This window comes from Paraburkholderia sp. BR14320, from assembly GCF_040948665.1.
GTDB classification, from domain to species: Bacteria; Pseudomonadota; Gammaproteobacteria; order Burkholderiales; family Burkholderiaceae; genus Paraburkholderia; species Paraburkholderia youngii.
The window spans coordinates 28,963-54,551 of record NZ_JBFPKG010000016.1 but is presented as its reverse complement, the minus strand read 5'-3'; the positions used below and the strand labels follow the sequence as shown (position 1 = coordinate 54,551).

Below are 25,589 nucleotides of genomic sequence, written 5' to 3'. Positions count from 1 at the left end.
CGCACCCGCGTCCGCAAGAGGACTGTTGATGCAAGAGATTTCCACGAAGCCTTATCTGCTGCGCGCGCTTTATGAGTGGTGCACGGATAACGGCTACACACCGCACATCGCGGTCCGCGTCGACAATCAGACGCGCGTGCCGCGTCAGTTCGTGCGAGACAACGAGATCGTGTTGAACATCAGCTTCGAGGCGACCAGCCAGCTGCAGATGGGCAACGAGTGGATCGAGTTTAACGCGCGCTTCTCCGGCAAGTCGCACAAGATCGAAGTGCCGGTCGCCAATATTCTCGCGATCTACGCGCGCGAGAACGGCCAGGGTATGGCGTTCCCGGTGGAATCGGCGGGCGGCGAGGCTCAGGATTCCGGCGCGGATGCCGCGGACGAAGCCGAGACGCCGGCGGCGCCGCGCGCCGTCGAAACCGCGCCGGCCGACCCGGCCGCGGCCAGCGACGCCGACGACAAACCGCAACCCGACGATGATGGATCGAAAGGTGGCGGAAGGGCTCGCCTTAAGATCGTGAAATGAAGTAGAATCACGGCCTCATGCCGGCTTAGCTCATCAGGTAGAGCGCTTGACTTGTAATCATGAGGTGGCGGGTTCGAGTCCTGCAGCCGGCACCAGATTGCTTTATCAGCAGTAACTGGAAATCCTTAAAAACCCCGTCGAAGCACACGCTTCGGCGGGGTTTTTCTTTTTCGGCGGTCGAGTCGGCAAGCCAGACGACTTGACCTCGCCGCCGTTCATCCACAGCGCCGATCCGGTCATCTAGCGTGCTGCTGGCGATATGACGAAAGCCATCAGCTCCGCAATTTCCTCCGCTGTGCCATAGCGCGAGATGCCAGCAACGGCAGACAGAGATCGAGATCGACACCGAGCGCTTTCACGCCGGCCTGCTCGGGCTAGGACGTCGTTTCGTCGAGATTCGGTCGATTGCGCGCCGCCGGCACGTTCGAATCAAAATCGCCCGACCCGCGTGCGCGACAGTTGTTTTCATCTGCCGAGGGCGGTTTTTTCGTCTTTCGCCCATGCCGGAAAGACGTGAATGCGGCGTGAGGTGAGCCGCCGGATGGCTCAAAAATCCCGATAATCTCTTTCACCTTGTCGATAGTAGACGTTTTAGTCTGCAATCGGCGCGCCAAAATGCAGCGCGGCCTAAGGTGCGACGTCTGATGGCTCAAAAATCACGATATCTCCTTCACCTTGTCGATCTTGGACGTTTTAGTATCCGTTTGCCAAACTTCGCTCCTATCGCAGCGAAAGGTGAGCCACTGAATGGCAGTAAATTCACGATATCTCTTTCACCTTGTCGATTATGGACTATGAAGTCTGAATATGGCCGCGAAATGCCACCCCGTGCGCTAAGGTGCGCCGCCGAACGGCTCAAAAATCACAATAGCTCTTTCACCTTGTCCATTGTGGACTTGGGTGTCCAAATTCGGCGCGTCTAAACTTACCTGATCATCGTCCCCAATCTATGCCGCGCCGCGAAGCCGCACGGCGGCGGTACGGTACTATTCGGGCGTCGCCCCGGGATGGCGGGCAGCCGCCAGACGTTCCGGTCCGCTGCCGCGGTTAACGTCGCCGGCGACGTCACATCGACTCCATTGCACCATGACCAGCCCCGCAACTCTCACTTGGCCCGAAGCCGACGGCCCGCGCACCGCACGCTGGCGCTCCGAAGCGGCCGTGCCGCCGCCGAAGCGCGTCGTCGTCGCCGACGACCGCACCACTGCCGATTCGGCCTACCGCCTCGCCTGCGAAGGCACCGCGCTGTTGTGGCACGGCGACTTCCAGAACGCGCGCCAACTGTTGCAGGCGGTCACGCGTCGGCTCGAACGCAAGCCGCGCAAGCAAGGCGCGACACCGCTCGACGCGTTCAACCTGCATCGGCAGGCGCAGTCGCAGCGCGCGCGCACGCTCGGCATGATCCTGATTCCGCTCGATGCGGACTACGGCATTTCCCTGCGCCGCGCGCCCGACGTGCGACAGGCCTGCATCGAAGCGTACGGACCGGCGACCGGCGAGGCGTCGGTCGTGTCGTTGCGCGAGTTGCTCGGTTTGATCGGCGCGCACGAATGGCGCAAGAAGGGTGTCGAGATCGCGGCGCTCGGCGAGCGCATTCATCCGCATTACGGCGTGTTCTCACCGGTGCGCGGCGAGTACGTCGATCTGGTCGCGCGCACGGCGCTACCGTCGCTGGACCTCGCATTCGATATCGGCACCGGCACCGGCGTGCTGGCCGCGTTGCTGGCTAAACGCGGCGTGCGCAAGATCGTCGCGACGGACCAGGATGCGCGCGCGCTGGCGTGTGCGCGTGAAAATCTCGTCCGTCTTGGGTACGCCGGGCAGGTCGAGATCGTACAGGCCGATCTGTTTCCGGACGGCCGGGCACCGCTCGTCGTCTGCAATCCGCCGTGGGTGCCGGCGCGGCCCGCGTCGCCGCTCGAATACGCGGTCTATGACCCGGACAGCCGGATGCTGCTCGGCTTCCTGAACGGGCTCGCCGATCATCTGACGCCGGGCGGCGAGGGCTGGCTGATCATTTCGGATTTCGCCGAGCACCTCGGCTTGCGCACGCGCGAATGGCTGTTGGCGGCGATCGAGCAGGCGGGGCTCAGTGTGGTGGGACGCGAGGACATTCGTCCACGGCATCCGAAGGCCAGCGATCAGAACGATCCGCTGTATGTTGCGCGAGCCGCCGAGATCACGTCGTTGTGGCGGCTCAAGGTGCGGTGACGGCGAGTGCGCGCGTCACGCCGATGCGCGGCGCGCGTCCAGATACGCGCATGCGCCCCGGCCGGCCACCAGCCCGCTGGCAAAACAGGCCGTCAGCAGATAACCGCCGGTCGGTGCTTCCCAGTCGAGCATTTCGCCCGCGCAGAATGCGCCGGGCATCCGGTCGATCATCAGATGCGCGTCCAGCGCCTCGAAGGGGATGCCACCCGCCGTGCTGATCGCTTCGTCGATCGGTCGCGCGCGCAGCAGTCGCACCGGCAGCGCCTTGATCTCCTGGGCGAGGCCGCGCGCGTCGGCGAATGCTTCTTTCGACAGAATCTCGTGCAACAGCGCCAGCTTGACGCCGCCGATGCCGATCCGCCCATGCAGATGACTCGCGATCGAGCGTGAGCCGCGCGGCCGCGTCACTTCCTCGATGACTCGCTCGAGCGGCAGGCCCGGCAGGAGATCCAGCGAGATGGTGACCTCACCGTCGGCCAGAATCCGCTCGCGGATCGGCGCCGACAGCGCGTAAATCAGGCTCCCTTCGAGGCCGGTTTCGGTCAGAAGTATTTCACCTTGTCGATTGTGGACTTTTCCGTCTACATCGGTGAAGGAGATCGCGATCGTCTTGATCGGCTGACCGGCGAAACGCTCGCGCAGATACGGGCTCCAGTCCGCGTCGAAGCCGCAGTTCGCGGGGCGCAGCGGCGTCACCGGCACTTCGCGCGACGTCATCAGCGGCACCCACGCGGCGTCGGAGCCGAGCCGCGGCCAACTCCCGCCGCCGAGCGCGAACACGACCGCGTCGTAGCGCACCGTCTGTTCACCGTCGGGCGTGGCGAAGCGCAGCGCGTGCGCGGCGTTGTCTTCCGACACTGACGCCCAGCCGTTCCACTTGTGACGCATGTGGAACTGCACGCCCGCTTCGCGCAGCCGATGCAGCCACGCGCGCAGCATCGGTGCGGCCTTCATGTCGGACGGAAACACGCGCCCCGAACTGCCGACGAACGTCTCAACGCCCAACTCGCGCAACCAGGCGCGCAGCGCGTCGGGACCGAATGCGTCGAGCAGCGGCGCGATGCGCCCGCGGCGCTCGCCATAGCGGTCGAGAAACGGCTCGAGCGCTTCCGAATGCGTGATGTTCATGCCGCCTTTGCCCGCCATCAGGAATTTGCGGCCGACCGACGGCATCGCGTCATATACGTGGACTTGCACGCCGCGCCGGGCAAGCGTCTCGGCGGCCATCAGGCCGGCGGGGCCGCCGCCGATTACGGCGACGCGGGTGGAATCGAGCGAGGAGGGCATGCGGTTCGGCGAATCTGCGGGGGGAAAGGCGGTGCGCCGCCAGCGACCGAACGGACGGGCGGCGCGAAGGGCGTTATTGTCACACCGCGCGCGGCGCGCGGCAAACGCCGTCGAACGCAGTCGAACTTCGTTCACCGCTTGGCTCGCGCCGCACGCGACCTATACTTTTCACACATCTTCCATCGGACGTCGTTCGCGTCGTTCCCCCGCGTCAATCCCCATCACATCACTTGCGACGCAGCCACTGCGGCGCGCTCACTGCCGCGCGCCGGCAGCCGACGCCCATCGCCTGTCGAATCGATGGAAGAGTCGATCGTCTGGTTCAAGGAGATTGTCATGACCCGCAAATACATCGACTGCCGCGAATTTCCGAGCGAAATGAACTGCACCGTCGCGATGTCCGCCGACAGCGACAGCGAGCTGCTCGAAGCCGCGGTCCAGCATGCCGTCAGCGTTCACAAGCACGCGGATTCGCCGGAGCTGCGCGCGCAGCTGAAGACGCTATTTCATGAGGGAACGCCGCCGGCCGAGGCGCCGCGCGCTTGAGATACCCGTGCAAGGGGAGTGTGGAAGCCCGCGTCGCGAGCGGCATCTAGCCGCCGCGCGCGGTCGTGTAGCAGCAGTGTTGTGGTGAACGCGATACGCGAAACGCGATACCAAGCCATCCTAACCGAGATGCCGACGCGCTAGCCCGGATACGCCTCATCGACCTTCAGTCCGGCGAGCTTGAAGATCACCCGCAACGTCTGCGGCTTGATGTCGCGTCGCGACGCGAGCGTCGTCATCACGAAGTCGAGCACCTTGGCGTACTTGAGCATCGTCAGGCAAGTTTCGAGGTCGACGTTGCCGTCGCGCATGACCTCGGCGAGCCGCAGCATTTCCGTGGAGATGTCGCGAGCCATCTCCAGTTCGAGTTGCTGTTTCTCCGACCATGCCGGCGCGGTGGTCAGCTTCGCCAGCATTTCCTGAAACTTCTGTTCGACATTTCCGTTGGGTACCGTATCCATTGCCGCCTCTTCTGTGATCATCCGAGCGCGCGACCGGTTGCGAAGCCGGCCGCTGCTGGTTACGTAACGTTCGGCCCGCGTTGCGGGACCGCTCTCCCCACATGCATCCGCTTCGCGTGTCCGGTCGCACGGCCGGACAGCCTCCTGTTTTCGGCGACACGGCCTGCGCCCGCGGGCTCAGCCGGCGCGCAAGCTGTTTTCAGCCATTATCGAGACACTTCCGCACGGCGCCTGTCGAGCAGGAAGTGTTCCCAGCAGAGCACCGATGTCGCGTGGTCCGCGCGGCGTGCTCGCTGGGAATGTCGCAGTTTGGGTAAACTGGCAGTAACTTTTCTCTTTTTCCGTCATCTGTCGCACGTTCGCGCTGCGATTGATGGCGACCCACACGATGTCCGGCAAAACCCACGAAATCCGTCCCAACCAGTCCGTCGAACTGCTCAAAGAGCTCCACATCCTCACGCGCGACGGCAAGATGAATCAGGACAGCCGTCGCAAGCTGAAGCAGGTCTACCACCTGTTCCAGTTCATCGAGCCGCTGCTCAAGGACCTGAAGGACCAGCAGGGCTCGCTGACGCTCGTCGATCACGGCGCGGGCAAGTCATACCTCGGTTTTATCCTCTACGACCTGTTTTTCAAGGAGTTTCAGGACGCCGCTGGTGGGGCTTCGCACATTTATGGCATCGAAACGCGCGAAGAGCTGGTGACGAAGTCCGAAGAGCTGGCGGCGCGGCTCGGCTTCAAGGGGATGTCGTTTCTGAATCTGTCGGTGGCCGAGTCGATCACGTCGACGCGGCTGCCCGCCGAAATCGACATCGTGACCGCGCTGCACGCGTGCAATACCGCCACCGACGACGCGATCCGTTTCGCGCTCGAAAAGCACGCGAAGTACATCGTCGTCGTGCCGTGCTGCCAGGCCGAGGTGGCCGGCGTGCTGCGGCAGAACAAGGGCAAGGCGCTGAAGAACGCGCTCACGGAAATCTGGCGGCATCCGCTGCACACGCGCGAATTCGGCAGTCAGATCACGAACGTGCTGCGCTGTCTGCAACTCGAGGCGCATGGCTATCAGGTCAGCGTGACCGAGCTGGTCGGCTGGGAACACTCGATGAAAAACGAGCTGATCATCGCGCAGTACAAGGATCTGCCACGGCGCCGGCCGGCTGAGCGGCTCGGCGAAGTGCTGGACACGCTCGGGCTCGATGCGCTGAAGGAGCGGTTTTTCGTGCCGGCCTGAGGCGCAGCCTGGCGCTTCACCTAGCGCTTCATCAACGCATCCCAGCCGGCGAGGCCAATGCGCCGCAGCGTTTCCTGATTGCGCTCGTAAATCTCTTCGGCGTCGGGAAAGGCCTGTACCGCCCGCTCGATGCTGTCTTCACGCAGCAGATGCAGGATCGGATAGGGCGCCCGGTTCGTGTAGTTTTCGATGTCGTCGGGCTCGCTGCCTTCGAACTGGTAGCGCGGATGGAAGCTCGCGATCTGAATCACGCCTTCGAGCCGCAGTTGCTGGATCAGGCGGTCGGCGAAGAACAGGCAGTCGTTGAAGTCGAGAAAGTCGCCGAACGCGCGCGGCAGGATCAGCAGCGTCGTGTCGATGGCGGCGGGGTCGGCGGCGACGAGCGTCTGCAGTTCAGCTTCCAGGTCGGAGAGTACCGCTTCGAGCGTGTCCGCTTCGCTCACCGCATAGCGAATCTGCTCCTTCACATGCACGGCCTTCGCGAACGGGCACAGGTTCAAGCCGATCACGGCTTCCGTCAGCCAGTGACGGGTCGTGGCGATAACGGCATCGTGGGATTCGGCGGGCAACGGCATGGCGGACGGATGCGACGAGGAAACGCGCAATTCTAAAGGACCCACTGACGGACTGACTCAGCGAGCCTGCTTGTCCCCGCGAGCGGCCGCAATCAACTGCGCGGCGACTTTCGGCGCGGCGAGGATCGGCCCGCAGCCCGGCCCGTAAGTCTGGCTCGCCGCGTACACGCCCTCGATCAGCAGACCGAGCCCATCGGCGAGCGCTTGCGGATCGTCGGCGCCGGCCGCCGTCGACAGTTCGACGAGGCGCGCCATCAAGCGCTGCTTGTTGCGGAATACGAACTGCCGCGCCGGATGCGCGGTATCCGAAAACTCCACCGACACGTTCACGAACGGGCAGCCGCGGTAATGATCGACCGAGGCGCGCACTGCGAGGTCGTCGAAGTACTGCTGGAGCTGCTTCGCCGGCTCGCCCGGATGCTTCGCGAAACTCTTCTCGACGTAGCCGAAGAACTGCTCGTCCTTCTGTTCCAGATACGCCATTACCAGATCGTCCTTCGACGAAAACTGCCGGTACAGGCTCATTTTGTTCACACCCGCGCGCTCGACCACCGCATCGACGCCTACCGTGCGCACGCCCTCGCGATAGAACAACTCGCTAGCCGCGCGCAGCAGATGCTGTTGCGCCTGCGGCCCGGCGGTCTGTGCGCCGCGCGCGCGCCGTGAGCGAGTAGCGGCGGGCTTGAGAGTTTCGCTGTCGGACATGGCAAGTCACCCGATTGAATTGACGCCTTGACATGTTACCGACCAGTAACTAACATCGCAACACTATTGTGACTGATCTGTCACAAATCATTTACCGAAGTCGTAACAGTAACAATACGAACGATGCCGCCACCCCGGCCGCGTCGATTGGAGAACCGATGAACTGGGCTGCGCGACTGATAGGCGGACGTTTCCACTATGGCTGGTTGACCGTCGCCGTGGTGTTTCTCGTATTGCTCGCGGCGGCGGGTACGCGCGCGACGCCGAGCGTGATGATGGTGCCGCTCGAGCACCAGTTCGGCTGGAGCCGCGCGACGATTTCGCTCGCGATCTCGGTGAACATCGCGCTGTACGGGTTGATGGGGCCGTTCGCGGCCGCCGCGATGCAGCGCTTCGGTGTACGTCCGACGCTGCTGGCGGCGCTCGGTACGATGGCCGCGGGCGTCGCGCTGTCGTCGCTGATGGCGCATCCGTGGCAGATGGTGTTGATCTGGGGTGTGATGGTCGGCGGATCGACCGGGGTCGCGGCGCTGTCGCTGTCGGCGACCGTCGTGACGCGCTGGTTCACGACGCGCCGCGGTCTCGTGATGGGTATCCTGACCGCCAGCTCGGCGACCGGCCAGCTGGTGTTCCTGCCGCTGCTGGCGGCCGTCGCCGAGCATTACGGCTGGCGCCAGGTCGTCTGGGTCGTCGCGCTCGCAGCGGGCATCGTGATTCCGCTCGTCGCGTTCCTGCTGCCCGAGCATCCGGCCGACATGCAGTTGCGCCCATACGGCGAACCGCACGACGCGCCGATTACCACGAGCATCACCAGGCAGAACCCGCTCGCGATCGCGTTCGGCACGCTCGCGTCGGCGAGCAAAACGCGCGATTTCTGGCTGCTGTTCTTCAGCTTCTTCATTTGCGGCGCGAGCACCAATGGCTACGTCGGCACCCATCTGATCGCGATGTGCGGCGACTACGGGATGACCGAAGTGCAGGGCGCGTCGCTGCTCGCGGCGATGGGCGTGTTCGACCTGTTCGGCACGACGCTGTCGGGCTGGCTGTCGGATCGCTTCAATAGCCGCGTGTTGCTGTTCTGGTACTACGGGCTGCGCGGCCTGTCGCTGATGTATCTGCCACACGCGTTCGGCATCGACTTTTTCGGGTTGCCGCTGTTCGCGGTGTTCTACGGTCTCGACTGGATCGCCACGGTGCCGCCGACCGTGCGTCTCGCCACCGACGTCTACGGCAAGGAATCGGCGCCGATCGTGTTCGGCTGGGTGGTCGCCGGCCACCAGCTCGGCGCGGCGTTCGCGGCGCTCGGCGCGGGCATGCTGCGCGCGAGCCTCGGCACTTATACGGTCGCGTCGATGATTTCCGGCGGCTTGTGCCTGATCGCCGCGGTGATCGTGCTGCGCATCAACCGCCCGGCCAAAGTGCCGGCACCGCAGGCAATCTGAATCGCCTTCGCGAACCGCGCAGATTCACCGTTAGCAAAGCAACGGCGCACGGCCCATAACGGGCCGTGCGCGCTTTTTCATCCAGCGCGCATAGCCCCCCGCCGCAAGTTGGAGCGCGCACCGAAAGCCCGTTATGCTATGTGGCCTCGGGCAACCGCCCGACCATCATGAATTTCTACCGAGAGAAGCGCATGGCCAAGAAACCCGCCTCAACCGAAGTTGCCATTCACGAGCTGATTGCAGGCCGCTGGAGCCCGCGCGCGTATTCGAGCGAGCCGGTCAGCCGCGATCAATTGCGCGCCGTGCTCGAAGCGGCGCGCTGGGCGCCGTCCTCGTATAACGCGCAGCCCTGGCGTTTTGTCGTATTCGATCGCAGCGTCGATGAAGTCGCGTTCAAGAAGGCTTTCGCCACGCTCGTGCCGTTCAACCAGGGCTGGAATGCGCCCGCGCCGGTGCTGATCGCGGTCACCGCGCACACCCTGACCAACAAGGGCGACGTCAATCGCTGCGCGCTCTATGACGCGGGCGCGGCGGCGATGTCGCTGGTGCTGCAGGCGCACGCGCTCGGCCTCGCCGCGCACCAGATGAGCGGCTTCGACGTGAACGCGTTCCGCACCACCTTCGAATTGCCGAAAGACGTCGAGCCGATCGCGATGATCTCGCTTGGCCATTACGGCGACGTCGACAAACTGGACCCCGTCCTGCGCGAACGCGAGAAGGCGCCGCGTCAGCGCGTGGCGCTCGCGGAAATCGCGTACGGCGGCGGCTGGAAGAAGGCGTTTTGAGCAACGGATTCGCGGCGCTTGCCGCGTGACTTCGCCAGGCAGTCAGGTACGTGCGGCACGGTCCGCGCGTTTTTCATCGGCGCTGTGTGCGCCGAGCTCTTCATCCGTCACGCTCGACAGCGGTGCCGCCACATGCTCGAGCGGCTTGCGCTCAGCGTCGACACCCCAGATCGCTGCGACGAGCGCCGCCGCGAGCATCAAGCCCGAGCCGACCAGATAGCCCGAAAACACTTCGCTGCGCTGATGCGTGTCGATCAGCCGACCGAAAAACGCCGGCCCGATGATGCCGCCCAGCGCGGTGCCGAACGCATAGAAAACCGCGATCGCGAGCGCGCGGATTTCGAGCGGAAACGATTCGCTGACGGTCAGATACGCGGAACTCGCGGCCGCTGACGCGAAGAAGAAAATCACCATCCAGGCGACCGTCTGCGTGACGACGGTGAGCAGTTGCTGCTCGAACAGATAGCCCGACAGCGTCAGCAGGATCGCCGACATCGCGTACGTCGCGGCGATCATCTTGCGTCGGCCGATCACATCGAATAGCCGCCCGAGCACGAGCGGCCCCAGGAAATTACCGAGCGCGAAAGGCAGCAGATACCAGCCGATGTCGCCGCCCGGCACGTGATAGAAGTCGGTGAGGACGAGCGCGTAGGTGAAAAAGATCGCGTTGTAGAAGAATGCCTGTGCGGTCATCAACGTGAGACCGACCAGCGAGCGGCGCCGGTGCACGTTGAACAGCGTATGGAACACCTCGCGTAACGGTGTATGGTCGCGCGCACGCAGACGTAGCCGCGTGAGGGCGTCGTCGGCGAGCGTGTGGCCGTCCTCGCGAAAACGCGTTTCGATGCCCTCGACGATCGTCCGTGCGTCACGCTCGTCACCATGCGTGAGCAGCCAGCGTGGGCTTTCGGGTATCCAGATGCGCATCGGCAGAATCCCGAGCGCGAGCACCGCGCCGATGAAAAAACACGCGCGCCAGCCCCAGTCGGAAGGCAGCAGATGCGGGTCGAGCAGTACCAGCGAGCCCGCGGCGCCGAGCCCCGCGCCAACCCAGAACGTGCCGTTGATGCCGAGGTCGGTCCAGCCGCGCACGCGTGCCGGCGTGAATTCCTGGATCGTCGAGTTGATCGCCGTGTATTCGCCGCCGATACCCGCGCCGGTTAGGAAGCGGAACAGCATGAAGCTCATCAGATTCCACGACAGCGCGGTCGCCGCGGTCGCGGCCAGATAAAGCGTCAGCGTGATGAAAAAGAGCTTGCGGCGGCCGAGCCGGTCGGTCAGCCAGCCGAAACCGAGTGCGCCGAGCACCGCGCCGGCAATGTACGCGCTGCCCGCTAGGCCGACGTCGGCATTCGAAAAGCGCAGCGCCGGGCTGGTTTTCAGCGCGCTCGCGACCGCGCCCGCCAGCGTCACTTCGAGCCCGTCGAGCAGCCACGTCACGCCGAGCGCGACTACGATCAGGGTGTGAAAGCGGCCCCACGGCAGGCGGTCCAGCCGCGACGGCAGGTCGGTTTCGATCAGCATTGCGTGGTGGGCATCGACGGCGGCGGTGGGCGGCACGCTCATACGCGAAGTCTCCTCGATGGCGAAATGCGGCGGCGTATCCGGTCCGATCCAGCAAGATCTGTTCCGCGCCACGATTTCAGACGATCTTGCCGCGGTTCCGTCAGCTTCAGTTGATGCTGCCGGAGTTTTCGTGATACAAAGCCGCTCCCCTTTCTGTGCGCGCCAGCCGTGAGCGGCCATTCCTGCCATGAACTATTGCGCGATTGACTTCGGTACTTCCAATTCGGCCGTCGCGATTCCGAGCGGCCCGCAGCTAAAGCTGGCGCCGGTCGAAGGCGCGTACACGACGCTGCCCACCGCGGTCTTCTTCAATACCGACGAAAACACCACCGAATTCGGGCGCGCGGCGCTCGCTGCCTACATCGACGGTTTCGACGGCCGGCTGATGCGCTCGATGAAAAGCATTCTCGGCTCGCCGCTCGCCGAAAATACGACCGATCTCGGCGATGGCACTGCGATCAAGTACACCGACGTGATCGCGACGTTCCTGACCCATCTGAAGCGCGCGGCCGAGGCGAGCGCCGGCGGCGCGATCGACCGCGCCGTGCTGGGTCGCCCGGTGTTCTTCGTCGACGACGACCCGCGCGCCGACCAGATGGCGCAGCAACAGCTCGAAGCTGCCGCGCGCACGGTCGGCTTGCGCGACATCCACTTTCAGTATGAACCGATCGCGGCTGCGTTCGACTATGAATCGCATCTGAGCGCCGAAGGACTCGTGCTTGTGGCGGACATCGGCGGTGGTACGTCGGACTTTTCGCTCGTGCGAGTGGGGCCGGAACGGATGAAGCGCGTCGAACGCAAGGACGACGTGCTCGCGCATCACGGTGTGCACGTCGCGGGTACGGACTTCGACCGGCGCGTCGAACTCGTGACGATCCTGCGCGAACTCGGTTATCAATCGCTAGATCCGCAAGGGCGCGAAATCCCGAACCGGATTTATTTCGATCTCGCGACCTGGCACCTGATCAACACCGTCTACACCCCGAAGCGCGTCAGCGAACTCGGACTGATGCGGCACCTTTTCACCGAAACGAAGCACCACGACCGGCTGATGCGCGTGGTCGAGCAGCGTTTTGGGCACGCGCTCGCGGCGCACGCGGAAGAGGCGAAGATTGGCGTGGCGGCGGGCGGCGAGACCGTGATCGATCTCGAGCAAGTGGAAGAGGATCTGCGCCTCGCCTTCGACGAAGCGCAACTCGTCAAAGCCGGCGAGGACGAAACGCGACGCATCGTGCAGGCCGCGCGCGATACGGTGCAGGCGGCGGGTGTCGCACCTCGCGACGTCGACGCGATTTATTTCACTGGCGGTTCGACCGGCCTTGCGTTTCTGTCGGGCGCGCTGGCGGCGGCGTTCCCGGACGCGAAAGCGGTCTTCGGCGATCGTCTCGCGAGCGTGGCGACTGGCCTCGGTATTCATGCCCGGCGCGTGTTCGGATAATCGCGAATAATCGGAAAATAATCCGCCGCGAATTGCGAATACGGCAATTTAATCATTGATTTCGATTTGCCGCCGATAAAGAAAAAACCCCGCCGAGGCGGGGTTTTTTGCGTCCAGAAGGAAGCTAGAAGCTTACACCGGCTTGATGTTAGCTGCTTGCTTGCCCTTCGGGCCGGTCTTCACTTCAAACGTGACCTTTTGGTTTTCTTGCAGCGTCTTGAAGCCGTCGACGCGAATTTCCGAGAAATGCGCGAACAGATCTTCACCGCCGCCGTCCGGAGTGATGAAGCCAAAGCCCTTAGCGTCGTTGAACCACTTGACGGTACCGGTTTCCATATTACTTTTTCCTAAAAATGGTGAATAAGGCCGAAGCCCGGGGTGCATGAAAATCAAGGAAGGGGGTAATGGGACCAACCGGAGTACCGTTGATGGGCGAACTACGAAAGAACCACTTCACTCGCCACTTGAAATCCTGCTGGAACGTTATACGGCGAATTCGGACGAAGGTCAACAGTCTGCACGAAACTTATCGGACTGGCGCGATGGTTTCTTACAAAATTTACATATCTGGACGATCTTTTGCCAGGGAGAACCCTTAGTCGGTTTCCCTGCAGCAACGCGGTGCAACCGTTAAACTACGCGCCGCGCGTCGGTTGCACCTATTCCGCATCTGGACGCGCTTTCATGCGCGTCACCACGTCCTCACCGCCACGAGCGATGTCACGCGGTGCCGACATGGTTCTGATTTAGGAGAAGACGTGAAAAGTTCTATACAACGGAACATCGGGCCATTCGCGCTGATGCTGACCGGTCTGGGCTCGATCATCGGATCGGGCTGGCTGTTCGGCGCGTGGAAGGCTGCAAAGATTGCCGGTCCCGCTGCAATTTGCGCATGGATCATCGGCGCGGTCGTGATTCTCGCGATTGCGCTGACCTACGCGGAACTCGGCGCGATGTTTCCGGAATCTGGCGGGATGGTGCGCTATGCGCGCTACTCGCACGGCGCGCTAGTCGGTTTCATCAGCGCGTGGGCCAACTGGATCGCGATCGTGTCGGTGATTCCAATCGAGGCCGAAGCATCGATTCAATACATGAGTACGTGGCCCTATCCGTGGGCGCATGCGCTGTTCGTCGACGGTTCATTGACTACCAACGGCCTGTTGTTGTCCGCCGGCCTCGTGATCATCTACTTCCTGCTCAACTACTGGGGCGTCAAGCTGTTCGCGCGCGCGAATTCCGCGATCACGATCTTCAAATTCCTGATCCCGGGCGCAACGATCGTCGGTCTGATGATGACCGGCGTCCACACCGAGAACTTCGGCCAGGCGAGCACATTCGCGCCGTACGGCTGGTCGGCGGTGCTGACCGCGGTCGCGACGAGTGGGATCGTGTTCGCGTTCAATGGTTTCCAGAGTCCGGTCAACCTGGCCGGTGAAGCGCGCAATCCGGCGAGGAGCGTGCCGTTCGCGGTGATCGGCTCGATCCTGCTCGCGCTCGTGATCTATGTGTTGCTGCAGATCGCGTACATCGGTGCCGTGAATCCGGCCGACGTGATGAAGGGCTGGAGCCACTTCAACTTCGCTTCGCCGTTCGCGGAGCTGGCGATCGCGCTGAACCTGAACTGGCTGGCGTTCCTGCTGTACGTCGACGCGTTCGTCAGCCCGAGCGGCACCGGTACGACCTATATGGCGACCACGACGCGGATGATCTACGCGATGGAGCGCAACAACACCATGCCAAAAATTTTCGGCCAGGTGCATCCGTTGTACGGCGTGCCGCGTCAGGCGATGTGGTTCAACCTGTTCGTGTCGTTCATCTTCCTGTTCTTCTTCCGCGGCTGGAGCTCGCTCGCGGCGGTGATTTCGGTTGCGACCGTGATCTCGTACTTGACCGGCCCGATTAGCCTGATGGCGCTGCGTCGCGCGGCAACCGATCTCGAGCGCCCGCTGCATATCGCCGGCATGAAGGTGATTGCGCCGTTCGCGTTCGTCTGCGCGTCGCTGATCCTGTACTGGGCGAAGTGGCCGCTGACCGGCGAAATCATTCTCCTGATGGTCGTCGCGTTGCCGGTGTACTTCTACTTCCAGGCCAAGCAGGGCTTCGAGGGCTGGAACCGCGATCTGAAGGCCGCCTGGTGGCTGGTCGCGTATCTGCCGATCATGGCGATCCTGTCGCTGATCGGCAGCAAGCAGTTCGGCGGCTTCGGCGTCCTGCCGTACGGCTGGGACATGCTCGTCGTGATCGCCTTCTCGTTGGTGTTCTACTTCTGGGGCGTGAACAGCGGCTATCGTTCGGAGTATCTGGACGAGCGGCTCGTGCACGACGAAGTGCTCGAAGGTATCGGCGCGCACTGAGCGTTCGTCCGGGCGAAGGGGCCGCTCGAAGCGGGGCCTTCGCGTTAGAAAAAGCCCGCCTGATCGAAGATCAGGCGGGCTTTTTCGTTGGTCGTTACGGCTGGCTGGTTCCGCGGCGGATCAGGCGGTGCCGAACACGTAGTTCGTCATCGCGAGTGAGCGCTGGTAGGTGCCGAGCGACTGGATCGCAAGCGAATAGTCGTCGTCGGCGGCGCCGAGGGCGGCGAACACCGGCAACAGATGCTCGTCGGTCGGATGCATCAGCACCGCGTGCGGCGCCTGGCGGCGATAGTCGAGCAGCGCGTCGATATCGCGCGCGACGAGCTTGTCTTCGAACCAGTCGGTGAATTCGGTCACGCGCGGATCGGCGTCTTCCGGGCGAGCGGAGAAATCGGCGGCGCGCAGGTTATGGGTGATCTGACCGGAGCCGACCACCATCACGCCTTGGTCTTTCAGCGCGCGCAGCGCCCGGCCGACGCGGAAATGATGCGCGGCGTCCTTGTGCGGCTGGATCGACAGTTGCGCGATCGGCACGTCCGCTTGCGGGAACATCAGCAGCATCGGCACCCATGCGCCGTGGTCGAGTCCGTGCGGCTGCACGTCCGCGACGATGCCGCTCGCGCCGAGCAGCGCGGCGGCGCTGCGCGCGACGTCGGGTGCGCCCGGTGCCGGGTATTGGATTTCGTACAGCTGGCGCGGAAAGCCATAAAAATCGTGGATGGTTTCAGGCGCCGTCGCGATGCTGGCGAGTGGCTGCGCGGTGCCCCAGTGCGCCGACAGCATCAGGATTGCCTCGGGACGGGGCAATTGCGTGCCGAGCGCGCCGAACTCGGCGGACGGCATCGACGGATCGATCGGCAACGTGGGCGAGCCGTGGGACAGAAAGAGCGAAGGTAAGCGGTTCATGACAGCAACGCGGCCGTGACAGCACGGCACGGAGAAATTGGGTTACTACCAATATAAGTCCGCACGCCAGCTTGATAAATGGGCTCGCGGGGAATTGATTGTGTCGTGATTGTTGTTAATTATCGTTGCCGCAGCTAATTCTGCGCGTCCCGCAGTCCTTGCCACGCCGGCGACAACGCCGGTCCCAGCGCAAACAGATCGAGCACGCGTGCGACCGTGTGGTCGACCATCTCGTCGATCGAAGCAGGCTGGTTATAGAACGCGGGCAGAGGCGGGAAGATCACGCCGCCCATTTCGGTGACGGCCGTCATATTGCGCAAATGCGCGAGGTTGAACGGCGTTTCGCGCACCAGCAGCACGAGGCGGCGACGCTCCTTCAGGGTGACGTCGGCGGCGCGGGTGATCAGGTTGTCGGCGAAACCGTGCGCGATGCTCGCGAGCGTTTTCATCGAGCAGGGCGCGACGACCATCCCGTCGGTCGCGAACGAGCCGGACGCGATGCTTGCGCCGACGTCGCGCACCGAATGGACGACATCCGCGAGCGGATGCACGTCTTCTTTGCCCAACTGGAGTTCATGCTGGATGTTGAGCCAACCCGCGCTCGAAATCAGCAGGTGGCTCTCGACGCCGCCCAGCCGCCGCAACGTCTCGAGCAGCCGGATGCCGTAGATGGCGCCGGTGGCGCCGGTGATCGCGACGATCAGCCGGCGGGGCGCCGCGGTGCGTGCTTGCTGCATGGCTTGCGGCGCCTGATAAAGCGAACGAAGCGTTGAACGCTCAGGCCGCGGCGAACAGCTGCTGCAGTTCGCCCGATTCGTACATCTCCATCATGATGTCCGAGCCGCCGATGAACTCGCCCTTCACATACAGCTGTGGAATGGTCGGCCAGTTCGAGAACACCTTGATGCCCTGACGGATTTCGTCGTCTTCGAGCACATTGACGGTCTTGATTTCACCGACGCCGCACGCTTTCAGGATCTGGATGGCGCGGCCGGAAAAACCGCACATCGGGAACTGGGCCGTGCCCTTCATGAAGAGAACGACGTTGTTGCCGTCGACGATTTGCTTGATGCGTTGTTGCGTATCCATGACTGACCTTGCGGTTCCGATAAAGGATGGGAATAGGCTGAAATGATAGCGGATTTCGCTACTGGCGACCGCAGCCGCGTCGCGCCTGGGGTTTTAGCCTCGGCGGCCGCGCTTAGGCCGCGGCGGCGCGCAACACGCCCCCGCTGATTCGCTCGATGCCGGCGAGATCGCGCTCCGAGCGGACCTCGGCAAAACCGCCCGTGCTCAGCAACGCGCGCACGGCTTCGGCCTGGTCGTAGCCGTGTTCGATCCACAGCGCGCCGTCGGCGACGAGACGCTCGGGCGCACCGGCGACGATCGCGCGGATCGCGCTGAGGCCGTCGGCCTCGTCGGTGAGCGCGCCGCGCGGCTCGAAGCGCAGATCGCCTTCGGCCAGATGCGGGTCGCCGCTCGCGATATACGGTGGATTGCTGACGATCGCGTCAAAGCGCAGCGCGGCGTCGAGCGAGCCGTACCAGTCGCTGTGCAGGAACGTTACGGCGCCGCCGGGACGCTTCGCGTCGAGCAGGCGCGCGCCGTTGCGCGCGGCGACGGCGAGCGCGTCGGCCGAGCGGTCGAGCGCCCAGACCTGCGCGTCGGGCCGCATCGACGCGATCGCCACCGCGATTGCGCCGGTTCCGGTACCGAGATCGAGCACACGCGGACGCGGCCGACGTTCGATCGCCGCGAGCGCGGTCTCTACCAGCAGCTCGGTTTCGGGACGCGGAATCAGCACGTGCGGAGTGACTTCGAATTCGAGCCCGAAGAACTCGCGCGCACCGACGAGTTGCGCGACCGGCTCGCCGGCCAGGCGCCGCGCCTCCAGCGCGCGATAACGCTCGGCGCTCGCGCGCTCGAGCGGCTCCTCTCCGCGCGTGATCAACTGCGTGCGCCGCCAGCCGAGCACATGCGTGAGCAGAATCCGCGCTTCGAGCGGCGGCAATGGCGATGCGCGCAATAGCGCGTCGGCCGTCGCGGGCGGAACGGCGGGGTTGAGCGGGACCGGGGAGGCGTCGGTCATTGTCGGGGCGTCAGTCCGCGTCGCCGAGCGAGGCCAGCAGCTCGGCCTGATGCTCGCTGACGAGCGCCGCGATCAGTTCTTCGAGATCGCCGTCCATGATCGCGTCGAGGCGATATAGCGTCAGGTTGATGCGGTGATCGGTGAGGCGCCCCTGCGGGAAGTTGTACGTCCGGATGCGCTCCGAGCGGTCGCCCGAACCGATCAGGTTCTTGCGCGTCGCCGCTTCCTTCGTCTGCTGCTCGTGCGTCTGCTTGTCCTTGATGCGCGCGGCGAGCACCTTCAGCGCGCGGTCCTTGTTCTTGTGCTGCGAGCGGTCGTCCTGACATTCGACGACGATCCCCGTCGGCAAGTGCGTGACGCGCACCGCGGAATCGGTCTTGTTGATGTGCTGGCCGCCCGCGCCCGACGCGCGGAACGTATCGATACGCAGATCGGCCGGATTGATCTCGACTTCGCCGATCTCGTCCGCTTCCGGCATCACCGCGACCGTGCAGGCCGACGTGTGAATGCGGCCCTGCGTTTCTGTGGCCGGCACGCGCTGCACACGATGCCCGCCGGACTCGAACTTCAGCTTCGAATATGCGGCATCGCCGGCAATTCGCACGATGACTTCGCGATAGCCGCCGAGATCCGATTCGCTCGCCGACATCATCTCGACCTGCCAGCGGTTGCGTTCGGCATAGCGCAGATACATGCGTAGCAAATCGCCCGCGAACAGCGCGGATTCGTCGCCGCCGGTGCCCGCGCGGATTTCGAGGAAGATGTTGCGCTCGTCGTTCGGGTCTTTCGGCAGCAGCATTTTCTGCAGTTCGACGCCGAGCGTCTCCATACGATCGCGCGCCGCGCGGATTTCCTCTTCGGCGAAATCGCGCATCGACGCGTCGGCGAGCAGTTCCTGCGCGGTGGCTGCGTCGTTCTGCGCCTGTCGCCACAGCCCGTAATGCTCGACGACCGGGCCGAGCTCCGCGTGTTCGCGCGTGAGCTTGCGGTATTGGTCGAGGTTGGCGGTGATGTCCTCGCGGCTCAACAGGTCGTTCAGTTCGGCCAGCCGGGTGGTCAGCTGGTCGAGCTTGCGTTGCATGCTCGTTTTCATCGGGCGGGTAGCGGAGCGGACTCCGGAAAGGATGCGGCCAGGGAAAAGGGCGAATGCCCGGGGCGGAAGCACTTCGCGAGCCACGGCGGTGGCGCGCGGGGTGCGGCGAGCACTGCGCCGCTAACGCTCGGAAGAGCCGGAGTGTTTGTAGAAGCCGCTCATCAGCTCGATCAGCTTGTCACGGTTGTCGCTGCTCGCGCGGTTCAACGCGTGAGTAGGACCATGGATCAGCTTGTTGGTGAGCGACTGCGACAGTGCTTCGAGCACTGCGGCCGGATCGTCGCCGCGCGCGAGCATTTTCTGCGCGCGTTCGACTTCCGCGCGGCGCAGCGTGTCGGCCTGCGTGTGCATGTGGCGGATCACCGGCACGATGCTGCGCGCGTCGAGCCATTGCATGAAGTTCTGCACGCGCGTTTCGATGATCGCTTCGGCCTGCGCGACTGCGGCCTGGCGCGACGCATTGCCTTCGCGGACGATCGCGCCGAGGTCGTCGACGGTGTACAGGAACACGTCTTCGAGCTGGCCGGCTTCGGGTTCGATATCGCGCGGCACCGCGAGGTCGACCATGAAAATCGGCCGGTGACGGCGCGCCTTGACCGCGCGCTCGACCGCGCCGAGACCGATGATCGGCAGCGTGGACGCCGTGCACGACACGATGATGTCGAATTCGTGCATCCGGGAGGGCAGCTCGGAGAGTGGAATGGCGCGGCCGTTGAAGCGCTCGGCGAGCCGCATACCGCGCTCGGCGGTGCGGTTCGCGACGACGAGTTCACGCGGATGTTGCGCGGCGAAATGCGTCGCGCAGAGCTCGATCATTTCGCCAGCACCGATGAACAGCACGCGCTGGTTCGCGATCTTGTCGAAAATGCGTTGGGCGAGGCGTACCGCGGCGGCGGCCATCGACACCGACTGCGCGCCGATTTCGGTGGTGCTGCGCACTTCCTTTGCGACGGCGAAGGTGCGCTGGAACAGCTGGTTCAGGTAGGTGCCGAGAGCGCCGGCTTCGGAGGCGGTGCGAACCGCGTCCTTCATTTGTCCGACGATCTGCGTCTCGCCGAGCACCATTGAATCGAGCCCCGATGCGACGCGGAACGCGTGACGCACGGCTTCGGACTGCGGCAGCGCGTAGACGTGCGGCGCGAGTTCATCGATGGGGAGGTTGTGGTACTTCGACAGCCACTGGACCGAGGCTTCGCGCGCGGCGAGATCGTCGGTCGCGCAGTACAGTTCGGTGCGGTTGCAGGTGGACAGAATTGCCGCTTCCGGCGCATTGGGGGCCATGCGGCCCACCCAGATGCCTTTGAACGTATCCAGAGCGGGCTTGATCTGTTCGAGCGGAAACGCCACGCGTTCGCGCAAGGCGACAGGCGCAGTGTGATGGTTAATTCCGATCGTTAGAAGCTGCATTTGGGGGAGCTATCGTTCAGCCCTATATTATAGCGTTTTCACGATTCTCACATCCTGCACGCGGTATACCCCGCATGTGTCAGCTCTCGCCTGTCTGGGGCTCCGGCGGAATCGCGTCGAGCTGGTAACCGTAACCATAGACCGGCGTGAGCGCGTAGCCAAGCTCCGGGCGCAGCTGCAGCTTGCCGCGCACGCGCGACGCGTGAGTGTCGATGGTGCGCGACTTTACGTCGCGGCGGCGCGACCACACGGTTTCGAGAATATGCGCGCGCGACACCGGTCGGGCCAGATTGTTGAACAGCAGTAGCGCGAGGCGGAATTCCTTTGGCGTGAGGATGACGGTCATCTCACGGAAGGTCACGGCGCAATTCGCCGCGTCGAACGTATAGCCGCCGATCACGTCGCGCCGGCGTTTGGGCGGCCGGCGCAGGCCCGCGCGGCGTTGCAGCGCCTCGACGCGCGCGAGCATTTCGGGGCCGCGCACTGGTTTGCTGAGGCAGTCGTCGGCGCCGGCGTGCAGCGCGGCTACGATCTGACACTCGCGCGGTGCCGAAATCAGCATCATGATGGGCAGACCTGGCAGAATGGAGCGCGCGCGCGGGATAACGTCTTCGGCGCAATGGTCGCCGGCCCAGCTTTCGGTGATCAGCAGGTCGAAAAATTCATCGGTGGCGTGCTGCAGGAAGGTGGCGCTGGTGGTGAAGTGAAGGCACACATGGCCGCCGGCGAAAATGAGCCGGTCGACCAGTTTGGCGTGTTGCAGGTCGGGTTCGATAAGGGCGATGCGCATGGCACGGCGTCAGCCGGGCAACGAGCGGAGCGGGAGGTGTTTTCGTCAGGCTTGCAACTTGCCTAAGCACACCCCGACCCCTAAACTCAACCGCTATGCGGAAAGCGCCGTGCTGAACTTCTATAGTTAAAGAGCCCAAAATGCTAGCCTTGGCGGCTCCGTCGGCCTATGAGACGAATCCGAAATTGAACTTGTCCTGTTTCGGCACCCAATCCGGAGCCCACGCCTGATGGGTTGGCCGGGCATTCTCGTTCTCGGCGTCGTGATCGGCCTCACGGGCTGGTGGTTGCACCCGCTGCCCAGGGTGAGCCGCGCGCGCTGGTGGGTCGCGCTCTTGGCCGGCGTGCTCGGCACGAGCATCGCGCGCATGGCCGGCAACGTGACAGGTCTTTTCCATGACGGCGACATGCTCGAGTGGCCGGTATGCACCGCCGTCGCGCTTATCGCCGTCGCCGTAACGGTCGGCCTCTTTTCGCGCCGGTCAATCCGTCGATGAATCCTTGCAGGTAACTCCATGAACGCCCGACTCCCCGAAACCTCCTCCATTCCCGAGCGCCTCGCGAGCCTGCGCGCCGCGATGGCGCGCGAAGGCATCGCCGCTTATCTCGTGCCGTCGGCCGATCCGCATCTGTCCGAGTATCTGCCAGGTCGCTGGCAAGGCCGCCAGTGGCTGTCGGGCTTCACCGGCTCGGCCGGCACGCTGATCGTCACCTCCGATTTCGCCGGCGTCTGGACCGATAGCCGCTACTGGGAGCAAGCGAGCGCGCAACTCGCCGGCACCAGTGTCGAGCTGATGAAGATGACTGGCGGCCAGCTCACGACGCCGCATTTCGAATGGCTCGCACAGAACGTCGCGAGCGGCGGCACGGTCGGGGTGGATGGCGCGGTGCTCGGCGTCGCGGCCGCGCGTGCGCTGAGCGCAGCGCTGAACGCACGCGGCGTGCAGCTGCGCACCGACGTCGACCTGTTCGACTCGATCTGGGCGCAGCGCCCGGCGCTGCCCGCCGACGCCGTCTTCGAGCACTCCGCGCCGCAAGCGGGCGTCGCGCGCGCGGACAAGCTCGCGCAAGTGCGTCGCGCGATGGCCGACAAAGGCGCGCAGTGGCACTTCATCTCGACGCTCGACGACCTCGCCTGGCTGCTGAACCTGCGTGGCGCCGACGTCAGCTACAACCCGGTGTTCGTCGCCCACGCGCTGATCGGCGCGGATCGCGTGTCGCTTTTCATCGCTGACGGCAAAGTGTCGCCGGCGCTCGCCGACGTGCTCGCGCGTGACGGTATCAGCGTCGAGCCGTACGCCAAAGCCGCCGACGCGCTCGCCGCGCTCCCAGCCGGCAGCACGCTGCTGGTCGACCCGCGCCGCATCACGTACGGCTCGCTGCAGGCGGTGCCGTCGGGGGTCAAGGTGGTCGAAGCGGTCAATCCGTCCACGTTCCTCAAGTCGTGCAAGACCGCCGCCGATGCCGCGCACGTGCGCGACACGATGGAGCAGGACGGCGCGGCCCTCGCCGAATTCTTCGCCTGGTTCGAAAGCGCGCTGGGCCGCGAACGCATCACCGAGCTGACGATCGACGAGCGTCTGACGGCCGCCCGCGCGCGCCGTCCCGGGTTCGTGTCGCTGAGCTTCGCGACGATCGCGGGCTTCAACGCGAACGGCGCGATGCCGCACTATCGCGCGACCGAAGAGTCGCATGCGGTGATCGAAGGCAACGGCCTGCTGCTGATCGATTCGGGCGGCCAGTACCTGAGCGGCACGACCGACATCACGCGCGTCGTCCCGATCGGCACGCCGAGCAACGAACAGCGCCGCGATTTCACGGTCGTGCTGAAGGGCATGATCGCGCTGTCACGCGCGCAATTCCCGCGAGGCATCCGCTCGCCGATGCTCGACGCGATTGCGCGCGCGCCGATCTGGCAGGCCGGCGCCGACTATGGTCACGGCACCGGTCACGGGGTCGGCTACTTCCTGAACGTGCACGAAGGCCCGCAGGTGATCTCGCACTACGCGCCGGCCGAACCGTGGACCGCGATGGAAGAGGGCATGATCACCTCGAACGAGCCGGGTCTGTATCGGCCGGGCAAATGGGGCGTGCGAATCGAAAACCTCGTGCTGAACGTGGCCGCCGAAAAAACCGAATTCGGCGACTTCCTGAAGTTCGAAACCCTGACGCTGTGCCCGATCGACACGCGCTGCATCGAGCTGTCGCTGCTGCGCGACGACGAGCGCGCGTGGCTCAACGCGTATCACGAGACGGTGCGCGCGCGCCTCTCGCCGCATGTGTCGGGTGACGCGAAGGCGTGGCTCGAACTGCGCACACAACCGATCTGAGCGTAGCGGCGATCTTCCAAACGGAGCGTGGTGCATGGCGATCAAGGCAGTGGTGTTCGATTTCGGCGGCGTGCTGATCGACTGGAGTCCCGAGTACCTGTACCGCGAGCTGATTCCCGACGAATCGGAGCGCCGCTGGTTCCTCACGCACGTCTGCTCGATGGACTGGGTGATCCGCCAGGACGGGGGCAGCCGATCGTCGAAGCCACCGACGAGCTGATCGCGCAGTTTCCCGATCACGAACCGTTGATTCGCGCGTTCTACCAGCGCTGGCATCAAATGGTGGCGGGGGTGCTCGACGACGGCATCGCGCTGATGGAAAAGCTCGAAGCGGCCGATGTACCGCTCCTCGGGCTCACCAACTGGTCGGCCGAGACCTTCCCGTATGCGTGGGAGCATTATCCGGTGCTGCGGCGCTTTCGCGACATCGTCGTGTCGGGGCGCGTGAAGCTCGTGAAGCCCGATCCGGCGATCTTCGCCGAGATGCGCCGGCGCATCGAGCTGCAGATGCCCGGCGTCGAGCCGGCCGAGCTCGTCTTCATCGACGACAACGCGAAAAACGCCGAAGCCGCGACGGAGCTCGGCTGGCACGGCGTGCATCACACGAGCGCCGCGCAAACGGAGGCGAAGCTGCGCGAGTTGGGCTTGCCGGTTTGAGCTGAGCGCTGCCGTTACTGTCCCAGCAGATTTTTCAACGCATTGCCGAGGCCTTTGACGGTCTCGCCCGCGCCCTTCGCGACCCCTTCGACGCTGACCCCGAGCGCCTTCGCAAAACCCTCGGCGATGCGCTTGAGGATCCCTTCGCGCACCGAGAACTTCGGATCGCGCAGATCGCCGTCGAGCACGAAATGCAGTGTGATGTTGCCGTCACGCGTCTTCAGCGCGGCGACCGCGGCGCGGGTCGGAATCGACATGAACGTCTCGAGCGGATTGTCGGTTTCGGCGAGCTGCAGATTGTGGACCGTCACCGTGCCGGGCGCGTGCAGGTGATAGTTGCGCACCGTCGATTCGATCGACAGATCGACGGTACCGCCCGTCACCTGCGCGCGCGTGCCGGCCTTCTTCAGCAGATACGGATCGAGCATCGCGACATCGACACCGTGCAGCGTGGTCATGGTCTGCGAATCGCGGCTGGCGATCCTGATCCAGCCGTCGAACGTCACGGTGCCGGTATGCGCCGGACCCCTCAGTGAGCCGCGAACGCTGACGTTGGTCGGCTCAGCAAGCGACGGCAGATGCAGATTGTCGACGCTCGCGTTTGCGTTGCTGACCGTGACCTTGAATGGCGGCGGCCCGACGCTCATGTCGTAGAAGTGGAAGTTGCCGTGTTCGAAGCGGATACGGTCGACCTGCTGTTCCCGTGGGATCGACGGCGCTGTGTTAGCGCCGCCCGGACGATCGCCGCGGTTCAGCGATTCGCGCAGATTCGGCAGCAGATTGAGCGAGCCGTCCTTGGTGCGTAGCACGGACATGTCGAAGCCGCGCACGACGACCTCGCGGATATGCATGCGCCGCGCGATCAGATCGCGCACGTCGGGGGTGATCGTGATTTCGTCGGCGCGTAGCGGTTCGCCCGCCGGCCAGCCTGGCGGCGCCTTCAGCACGACGTGGGTCAGGTGTACCGAGGTGAGGCCGACGTCGATACGGTCGGCGCTGCCGAGCGGCCCGAGCGCCGCGCTGACGCGATTCTTGACTTCCTGTTGCGCGAATTGCATCGCGCCGACCGCGATCAGAATCAACGCCAATAGCGTTCCGCCCACGACGACGATCCAGCGCCTGCCCTTCGACATCGCCATGCCTGTGTCTCCTCGTCACGGCGCCGCGCGTCGCGCAGCGCCGTGTTGACCG

24 protein-coding genes, 1 tRNA gene and 1 pseudogene are annotated in these 25,589 nt (G+C 64.4%); 12 read left to right on the top strand and 14 right to left on the bottom strand.

Annotated features, from left to right (window positions below; translation table 11 throughout):
• Nucleotides 1–28 precede the first annotated feature (28 nt).
• The 3 genes from AB3X89_RS17070 to AB3X89_RS17060 all read left to right on the top strand — a co-directional run bounded on the left by AB3X89_RS17070 (nt 29) and on the right by AB3X89_RS17060 (nt 2,737).
• Nucleotides 29–526, top strand: coding sequence for a ClpXP protease specificity-enhancing factor (locus AB3X89_RS17070; RefSeq protein WP_368584339.1), 498 nt, complete (start codon nt 29–31; stop codon nt 524–526).
• Nucleotides 527–545: 19 nt separating this feature from the next.
• Nucleotides 546–621: transfer RNA gene (locus tag AB3X89_RS17065), tRNA-Thr, on the top strand.
• A gap of 991 nt (nt 622–1,612) precedes the next feature.
• The gene (locus AB3X89_RS17060; protein WP_368584338.1) at nt 1,613–2,737 is read left to right on the top strand and encodes a methyltransferase; all 1,125 of its coding nucleotides are present in this window, start codon (nt 1,613–1,615) and stop codon (nt 2,735–2,737) included.
• Between the two features lie 15 nt (nt 2,738–2,752).
• Here the strand turns inward: AB3X89_RS17060 and AB3X89_RS17055 are convergent, their stop codons facing one another.
• A complete protein-coding gene (locus tag AB3X89_RS17055) occupies nt 2,753–4,024 on the bottom strand; it encodes a TIGR03862 family flavoprotein (protein ID WP_368584337.1) in 1,272 nt (423 codons plus the stop codon).
• Between the two features lie 336 nt (nt 4,025–4,360).
• On the opposite strand from AB3X89_RS17055, the gene AB3X89_RS17050 reads away from it, so the two are divergent.
• Nucleotides 4,361–4,570: a DUF1059 domain-containing protein gene (locus AB3X89_RS17050; protein WP_176124292.1), complete on the top strand. Its 210-nt coding sequence runs from the start codon at nt 4,361–4,363 to the stop codon at nt 4,568–4,570.
• A 140-nt stretch (nt 4,571–4,710) separates the two neighbouring features.
• Here the strand turns inward: AB3X89_RS17050 and AB3X89_RS17045 are convergent, their stop codons facing one another.
• Nucleotides 4,711–5,031, bottom strand: coding sequence for a hypothetical protein (locus AB3X89_RS17045; RefSeq protein ID WP_013090673.1), 321 nt, complete (start codon nt 5,029–5,031; stop codon nt 4,711–4,713).
• 388 nt (nt 5,032–5,419) lie between these two features.
• Between AB3X89_RS17045 and AB3X89_RS17040 the strand changes: the two genes are divergently transcribed.
• On the top strand, nt 5,420–6,262 hold the full coding sequence (locus AB3X89_RS17040; protein WP_176124293.1) for an SAM-dependent methyltransferase: 843 nt from the start codon (nt 5,420–5,422) through the stop codon (nt 6,260–6,262).
• Between the two features lie 20 nt (nt 6,263–6,282).
• Here the strand turns inward: AB3X89_RS17040 and AB3X89_RS17035 are convergent, their stop codons facing one another.
• On the bottom strand, nt 6,283–6,837 hold the full coding sequence (locus tag AB3X89_RS17035; RefSeq protein WP_368584336.1) for a DUF1415 domain-containing protein: 555 nt from the start codon (nt 6,835–6,837) through the stop codon (nt 6,283–6,285).
• Nucleotides 6,838–6,894: 57 nt separating this feature from the next.
• The gene (locus AB3X89_RS17030; protein ID WP_368584335.1) at nt 6,895–7,542 is read right to left on the bottom strand and encodes a TetR/AcrR family transcriptional regulator; all 648 of its coding nucleotides are present in this window, start codon (nt 7,540–7,542) and stop codon (nt 6,895–6,897) included.
• Between the two features lie 158 nt (nt 7,543–7,700).
• On the opposite strand from AB3X89_RS17030, the gene AB3X89_RS17025 reads away from it, so the two are divergent.
• Both AB3X89_RS17025 and AB3X89_RS17020 read left to right on the top strand, forming a co-directional pair.
• A complete protein-coding gene (locus AB3X89_RS17025) occupies nt 7,701–8,984 on the top strand; it encodes an MFS transporter (protein WP_176124296.1) in 1,284 nt (427 codons plus the stop codon).
• Between the two features lie 191 nt (nt 8,985–9,175).
• A complete protein-coding gene (locus AB3X89_RS17020) occupies nt 9,176–9,769 on the top strand; it encodes a nitroreductase family protein (protein WP_184141689.1) in 594 nt (197 codons plus the stop codon).
• Between the two features lie 42 nt (nt 9,770–9,811).
• Here the strand turns inward: AB3X89_RS17020 and AB3X89_RS17015 are convergent, their stop codons facing one another.
• Complete coding sequence (locus AB3X89_RS17015) at nt 9,812–11,335, bottom strand: MFS transporter (RefSeq protein WP_368584334.1); 1,524 nt, start codon at nt 11,333–11,335, stop codon at nt 9,812–9,814.
• A 187-nt stretch (nt 11,336–11,522) separates the two neighbouring features.
• Between AB3X89_RS17015 and AB3X89_RS17010 the strand changes: the two genes are divergently transcribed.
• Complete coding sequence (locus AB3X89_RS17010) at nt 11,523–12,773, top strand: Hsp70 family protein (protein WP_368584333.1); 1,251 nt, start codon at nt 11,523–11,525, stop codon at nt 12,771–12,773.
• A 132-nt stretch (nt 12,774–12,905) separates the two neighbouring features.
• Here AB3X89_RS17010 and AB3X89_RS17005 read toward each other — a convergent pair whose 3' ends face one another.
• Nucleotides 12,906–13,109 carry a cold-shock protein gene (locus AB3X89_RS17005; protein WP_013090665.1) on the bottom strand — a complete coding sequence of 68 codons (204 nt, stop codon included), beginning with the start codon at nt 13,107–13,109 and terminating at the stop codon, nt 12,906–12,908.
• 422 nt (nt 13,110–13,531) lie between these two features.
• Between AB3X89_RS17005 and AB3X89_RS17000 the strand changes: the two genes are divergently transcribed.
• Nucleotides 13,532–15,127 (top strand): APC family permease, encoded by a 1,596-nt coding sequence (locus AB3X89_RS17000; RefSeq protein ID WP_368584332.1) that lies wholly within the window; start codon nt 13,532–13,534, stop codon nt 15,125–15,127.
• 120 nt (nt 15,128–15,247) lie between these two features.
• Here AB3X89_RS17000 and AB3X89_RS16995 read toward each other — a convergent pair whose 3' ends face one another.
• The 7 genes from AB3X89_RS16995 to AB3X89_RS16965 all read right to left on the bottom strand — a co-directional run bounded on the left by AB3X89_RS16995 (nt 15,248) and on the right by AB3X89_RS16965 (nt 21,412).
• Nucleotides 15,248–16,033, bottom strand: a complete 786-nt coding sequence (locus AB3X89_RS16995; RefSeq protein ID WP_368584331.1) for a class III extradiol ring-cleavage dioxygenase — start codon at nt 16,031–16,033, stop codon at nt 15,248–15,250.
• 134 nt (nt 16,034–16,167) lie between these two features.
• Complete coding sequence (locus AB3X89_RS16990; protein WP_368584330.1) at nt 16,168–16,770, bottom strand: UbiX family flavin prenyltransferase; 603 nt, start codon at nt 16,768–16,770, stop codon at nt 16,168–16,170.
• A 40-nt stretch (nt 16,771–16,810) separates the two neighbouring features.
• A complete protein-coding gene (gene grxD, locus AB3X89_RS16985; protein WP_008918687.1) occupies nt 16,811–17,122 on the bottom strand; it encodes a Grx4 family monothiol glutaredoxin in 312 nt (103 codons plus the stop codon).
• Nucleotides 17,123–17,234: 112 nt separating this feature from the next.
• A complete protein-coding gene (prmC, locus tag AB3X89_RS16980; protein ID WP_368584329.1) occupies nt 17,235–18,122 on the bottom strand; it encodes a peptide chain release factor N(5)-glutamine methyltransferase in 888 nt (295 codons plus the stop codon).
• Between the two features lie 10 nt (nt 18,123–18,132).
• On the bottom strand, nt 18,133–19,215 hold the full coding sequence (prfA, locus tag AB3X89_RS16975) for a peptide chain release factor 1 (RefSeq protein WP_013090660.1): 1,083 nt from the start codon (nt 19,213–19,215) through the stop codon (nt 18,133–18,135).
• 120 nt (nt 19,216–19,335) lie between these two features.
• Nucleotides 19,336–20,622, bottom strand: coding sequence for a glutamyl-tRNA reductase (hemA, locus tag AB3X89_RS16970; RefSeq protein ID WP_368584328.1), 1,287 nt, complete (start codon nt 20,620–20,622; stop codon nt 19,336–19,338).
• A gap of 79 nt (nt 20,623–20,701) precedes the next feature.
• Entirely contained in the window at nt 20,702–21,412 is a 711-nt protein-coding gene (locus AB3X89_RS16965; protein WP_368584327.1) for a response regulator transcription factor, read from the bottom strand.
• A 229-nt stretch (nt 21,413–21,641) separates the two neighbouring features.
• Between AB3X89_RS16965 and AB3X89_RS16960 the strand changes: the two genes are divergently transcribed.
• From AB3X89_RS16960 to AB3X89_RS16950, 3 genes and pseudogenes are all read left to right on the top strand, one after another.
• Complete coding sequence (locus tag AB3X89_RS16960; RefSeq protein ID WP_368584326.1) at nt 21,642–21,908, top strand: hypothetical protein; 267 nt, start codon at nt 21,642–21,644, stop codon at nt 21,906–21,908.
• Between the two features lie 18 nt (nt 21,909–21,926).
• Nucleotides 21,927–23,741: an aminopeptidase P family protein gene (locus tag AB3X89_RS16955; RefSeq protein WP_368584325.1), complete on the top strand. Its 1,815-nt coding sequence runs from the start codon at nt 21,927–21,929 to the stop codon at nt 23,739–23,741.
• 34 nt (nt 23,742–23,775) lie between these two features.
• Nucleotides 23,776–24,398 (top strand): annotated as a pseudogene (locus AB3X89_RS16950) (HAD family hydrolase).
• A gap of 14 nt (nt 24,399–24,412) precedes the next feature.
• Here the strand turns inward: AB3X89_RS16950 and AB3X89_RS16945 are convergent.
• Entirely contained in the window at nt 24,413–25,537 is a 1,125-nt protein-coding gene (locus AB3X89_RS16945; protein ID WP_368584324.1) for a DUF748 domain-containing protein, read from the bottom strand.
• Nucleotides 25,538–25,589: the final 52 nt, after the last annotated feature.

Bases quoted from the DNA above. Each gene is read 5' to 3' on its own strand.
- AB3X89_RS17040 (WP_176124293.1), top strand. From the start codon at position 5,420: ATGTCCGGCAAAACCCACGAAATCCGTCCCAACCAGTCCGTCGAACTG.
- prfA (WP_013090660.1), bottom strand. From the start codon at position 19,215: ATGAAAACGAGCATGCAACGCAAGCTCGACCAGCTGACCACCCGGCTG.
- grxD (WP_008918687.1), bottom strand. From the start codon at position 17,122: ATGGATACGCAACAACGCATCAAGCAAATCGTCGACGGCAACAACGTC.
- AB3X89_RS16995 (WP_368584331.1), bottom strand. From the start codon at position 16,033: ATGAACCGCTTACCTTCGCTCTTTCTGTCCCACGGCTCGCCCACGTTG.
- AB3X89_RS17030 (WP_368584335.1), bottom strand. From the start codon at position 7,542: ATGTCCGACAGCGAAACTCTCAAGCCCGCCGCTACTCGCTCACGGCGC.
- AB3X89_RS16990 (WP_368584330.1), bottom strand. From the start codon at position 16,770: ATGCAGCAAGCACGCACCGCGGCGCCCCGCCGGCTGATCGTCGCGATC.
- AB3X89_RS16945 (WP_368584324.1), bottom strand. From the start codon at position 25,537: ATGGCGATGTCGAAGGGCAGGCGCTGGATCGTCGTCGTGGGCGGAACG.
- AB3X89_RS16965 (WP_368584327.1), bottom strand. From the start codon at position 21,412: ATGCGCATCGCCCTTATCGAACCCGACCTGCAACACGCCAAACTGGTC.
- AB3X89_RS17005 (WP_013090665.1), bottom strand. From the start codon at position 13,109: ATGGAAACCGGTACCGTCAAGTGGTTCAACGACGCTAAGGGCTTTGGC.
- AB3X89_RS17055 (WP_368584337.1), bottom strand. From the start codon at position 4,024: ATGCCCTCCTCGCTCGATTCCACCCGCGTCGCCGTAATCGGCGGCGGC.
- AB3X89_RS17045 (WP_013090673.1), bottom strand. From the start codon at position 5,031: ATGGATACGGTACCCAACGGAAATGTCGAACAGAAGTTTCAGGAAATG.
- AB3X89_RS17050 (WP_176124292.1), top strand. From the start codon at position 4,361: ATGACCCGCAAATACATCGACTGCCGCGAATTTCCGAGCGAAATGAAC.
- AB3X89_RS16955 (WP_368584325.1), top strand. From the start codon at position 21,927: ATGAACGCCCGACTCCCCGAAACCTCCTCCATTCCCGAGCGCCTCGCG.
- AB3X89_RS17010 (WP_368584333.1), top strand. From the start codon at position 11,523: ATGAACTATTGCGCGATTGACTTCGGTACTTCCAATTCGGCCGTCGCG.
- AB3X89_RS17070 (WP_368584339.1), top strand. From the start codon at position 29: ATGCAAGAGATTTCCACGAAGCCTTATCTGCTGCGCGCGCTTTATGAG.
- AB3X89_RS17020 (WP_184141689.1), top strand. From the start codon at position 9,176: ATGGCCAAGAAACCCGCCTCAACCGAAGTTGCCATTCACGAGCTGATT.
- AB3X89_RS17025 (WP_176124296.1), top strand. From the start codon at position 7,701: ATGAACTGGGCTGCGCGACTGATAGGCGGACGTTTCCACTATGGCTGG.
- AB3X89_RS17035 (WP_368584336.1), bottom strand. From the start codon at position 6,837: ATGCCGTTGCCCGCCGAATCCCACGATGCCGTTATCGCCACGACCCGT.
- AB3X89_RS17060 (WP_368584338.1), top strand. From the start codon at position 1,613: ATGACCAGCCCCGCAACTCTCACTTGGCCCGAAGCCGACGGCCCGCGC.
- AB3X89_RS17015 (WP_368584334.1), bottom strand. From the start codon at position 11,335: ATGAGCGTGCCGCCCACCGCCGCCGTCGATGCCCACCACGCAATGCTG.
- prmC (WP_368584329.1), bottom strand. From the start codon at position 18,122: ATGACCGACGCCTCCCCGGTCCCGCTCAACCCCGCCGTTCCGCCCGCG.
- AB3X89_RS16960 (WP_368584326.1), top strand. From the start codon at position 21,642: ATGGGTTGGCCGGGCATTCTCGTTCTCGGCGTCGTGATCGGCCTCACG.
- hemA (WP_368584328.1), bottom strand. From the start codon at position 20,622: ATGCAGCTTCTAACGATCGGAATTAACCATCACACTGCGCCTGTCGCC.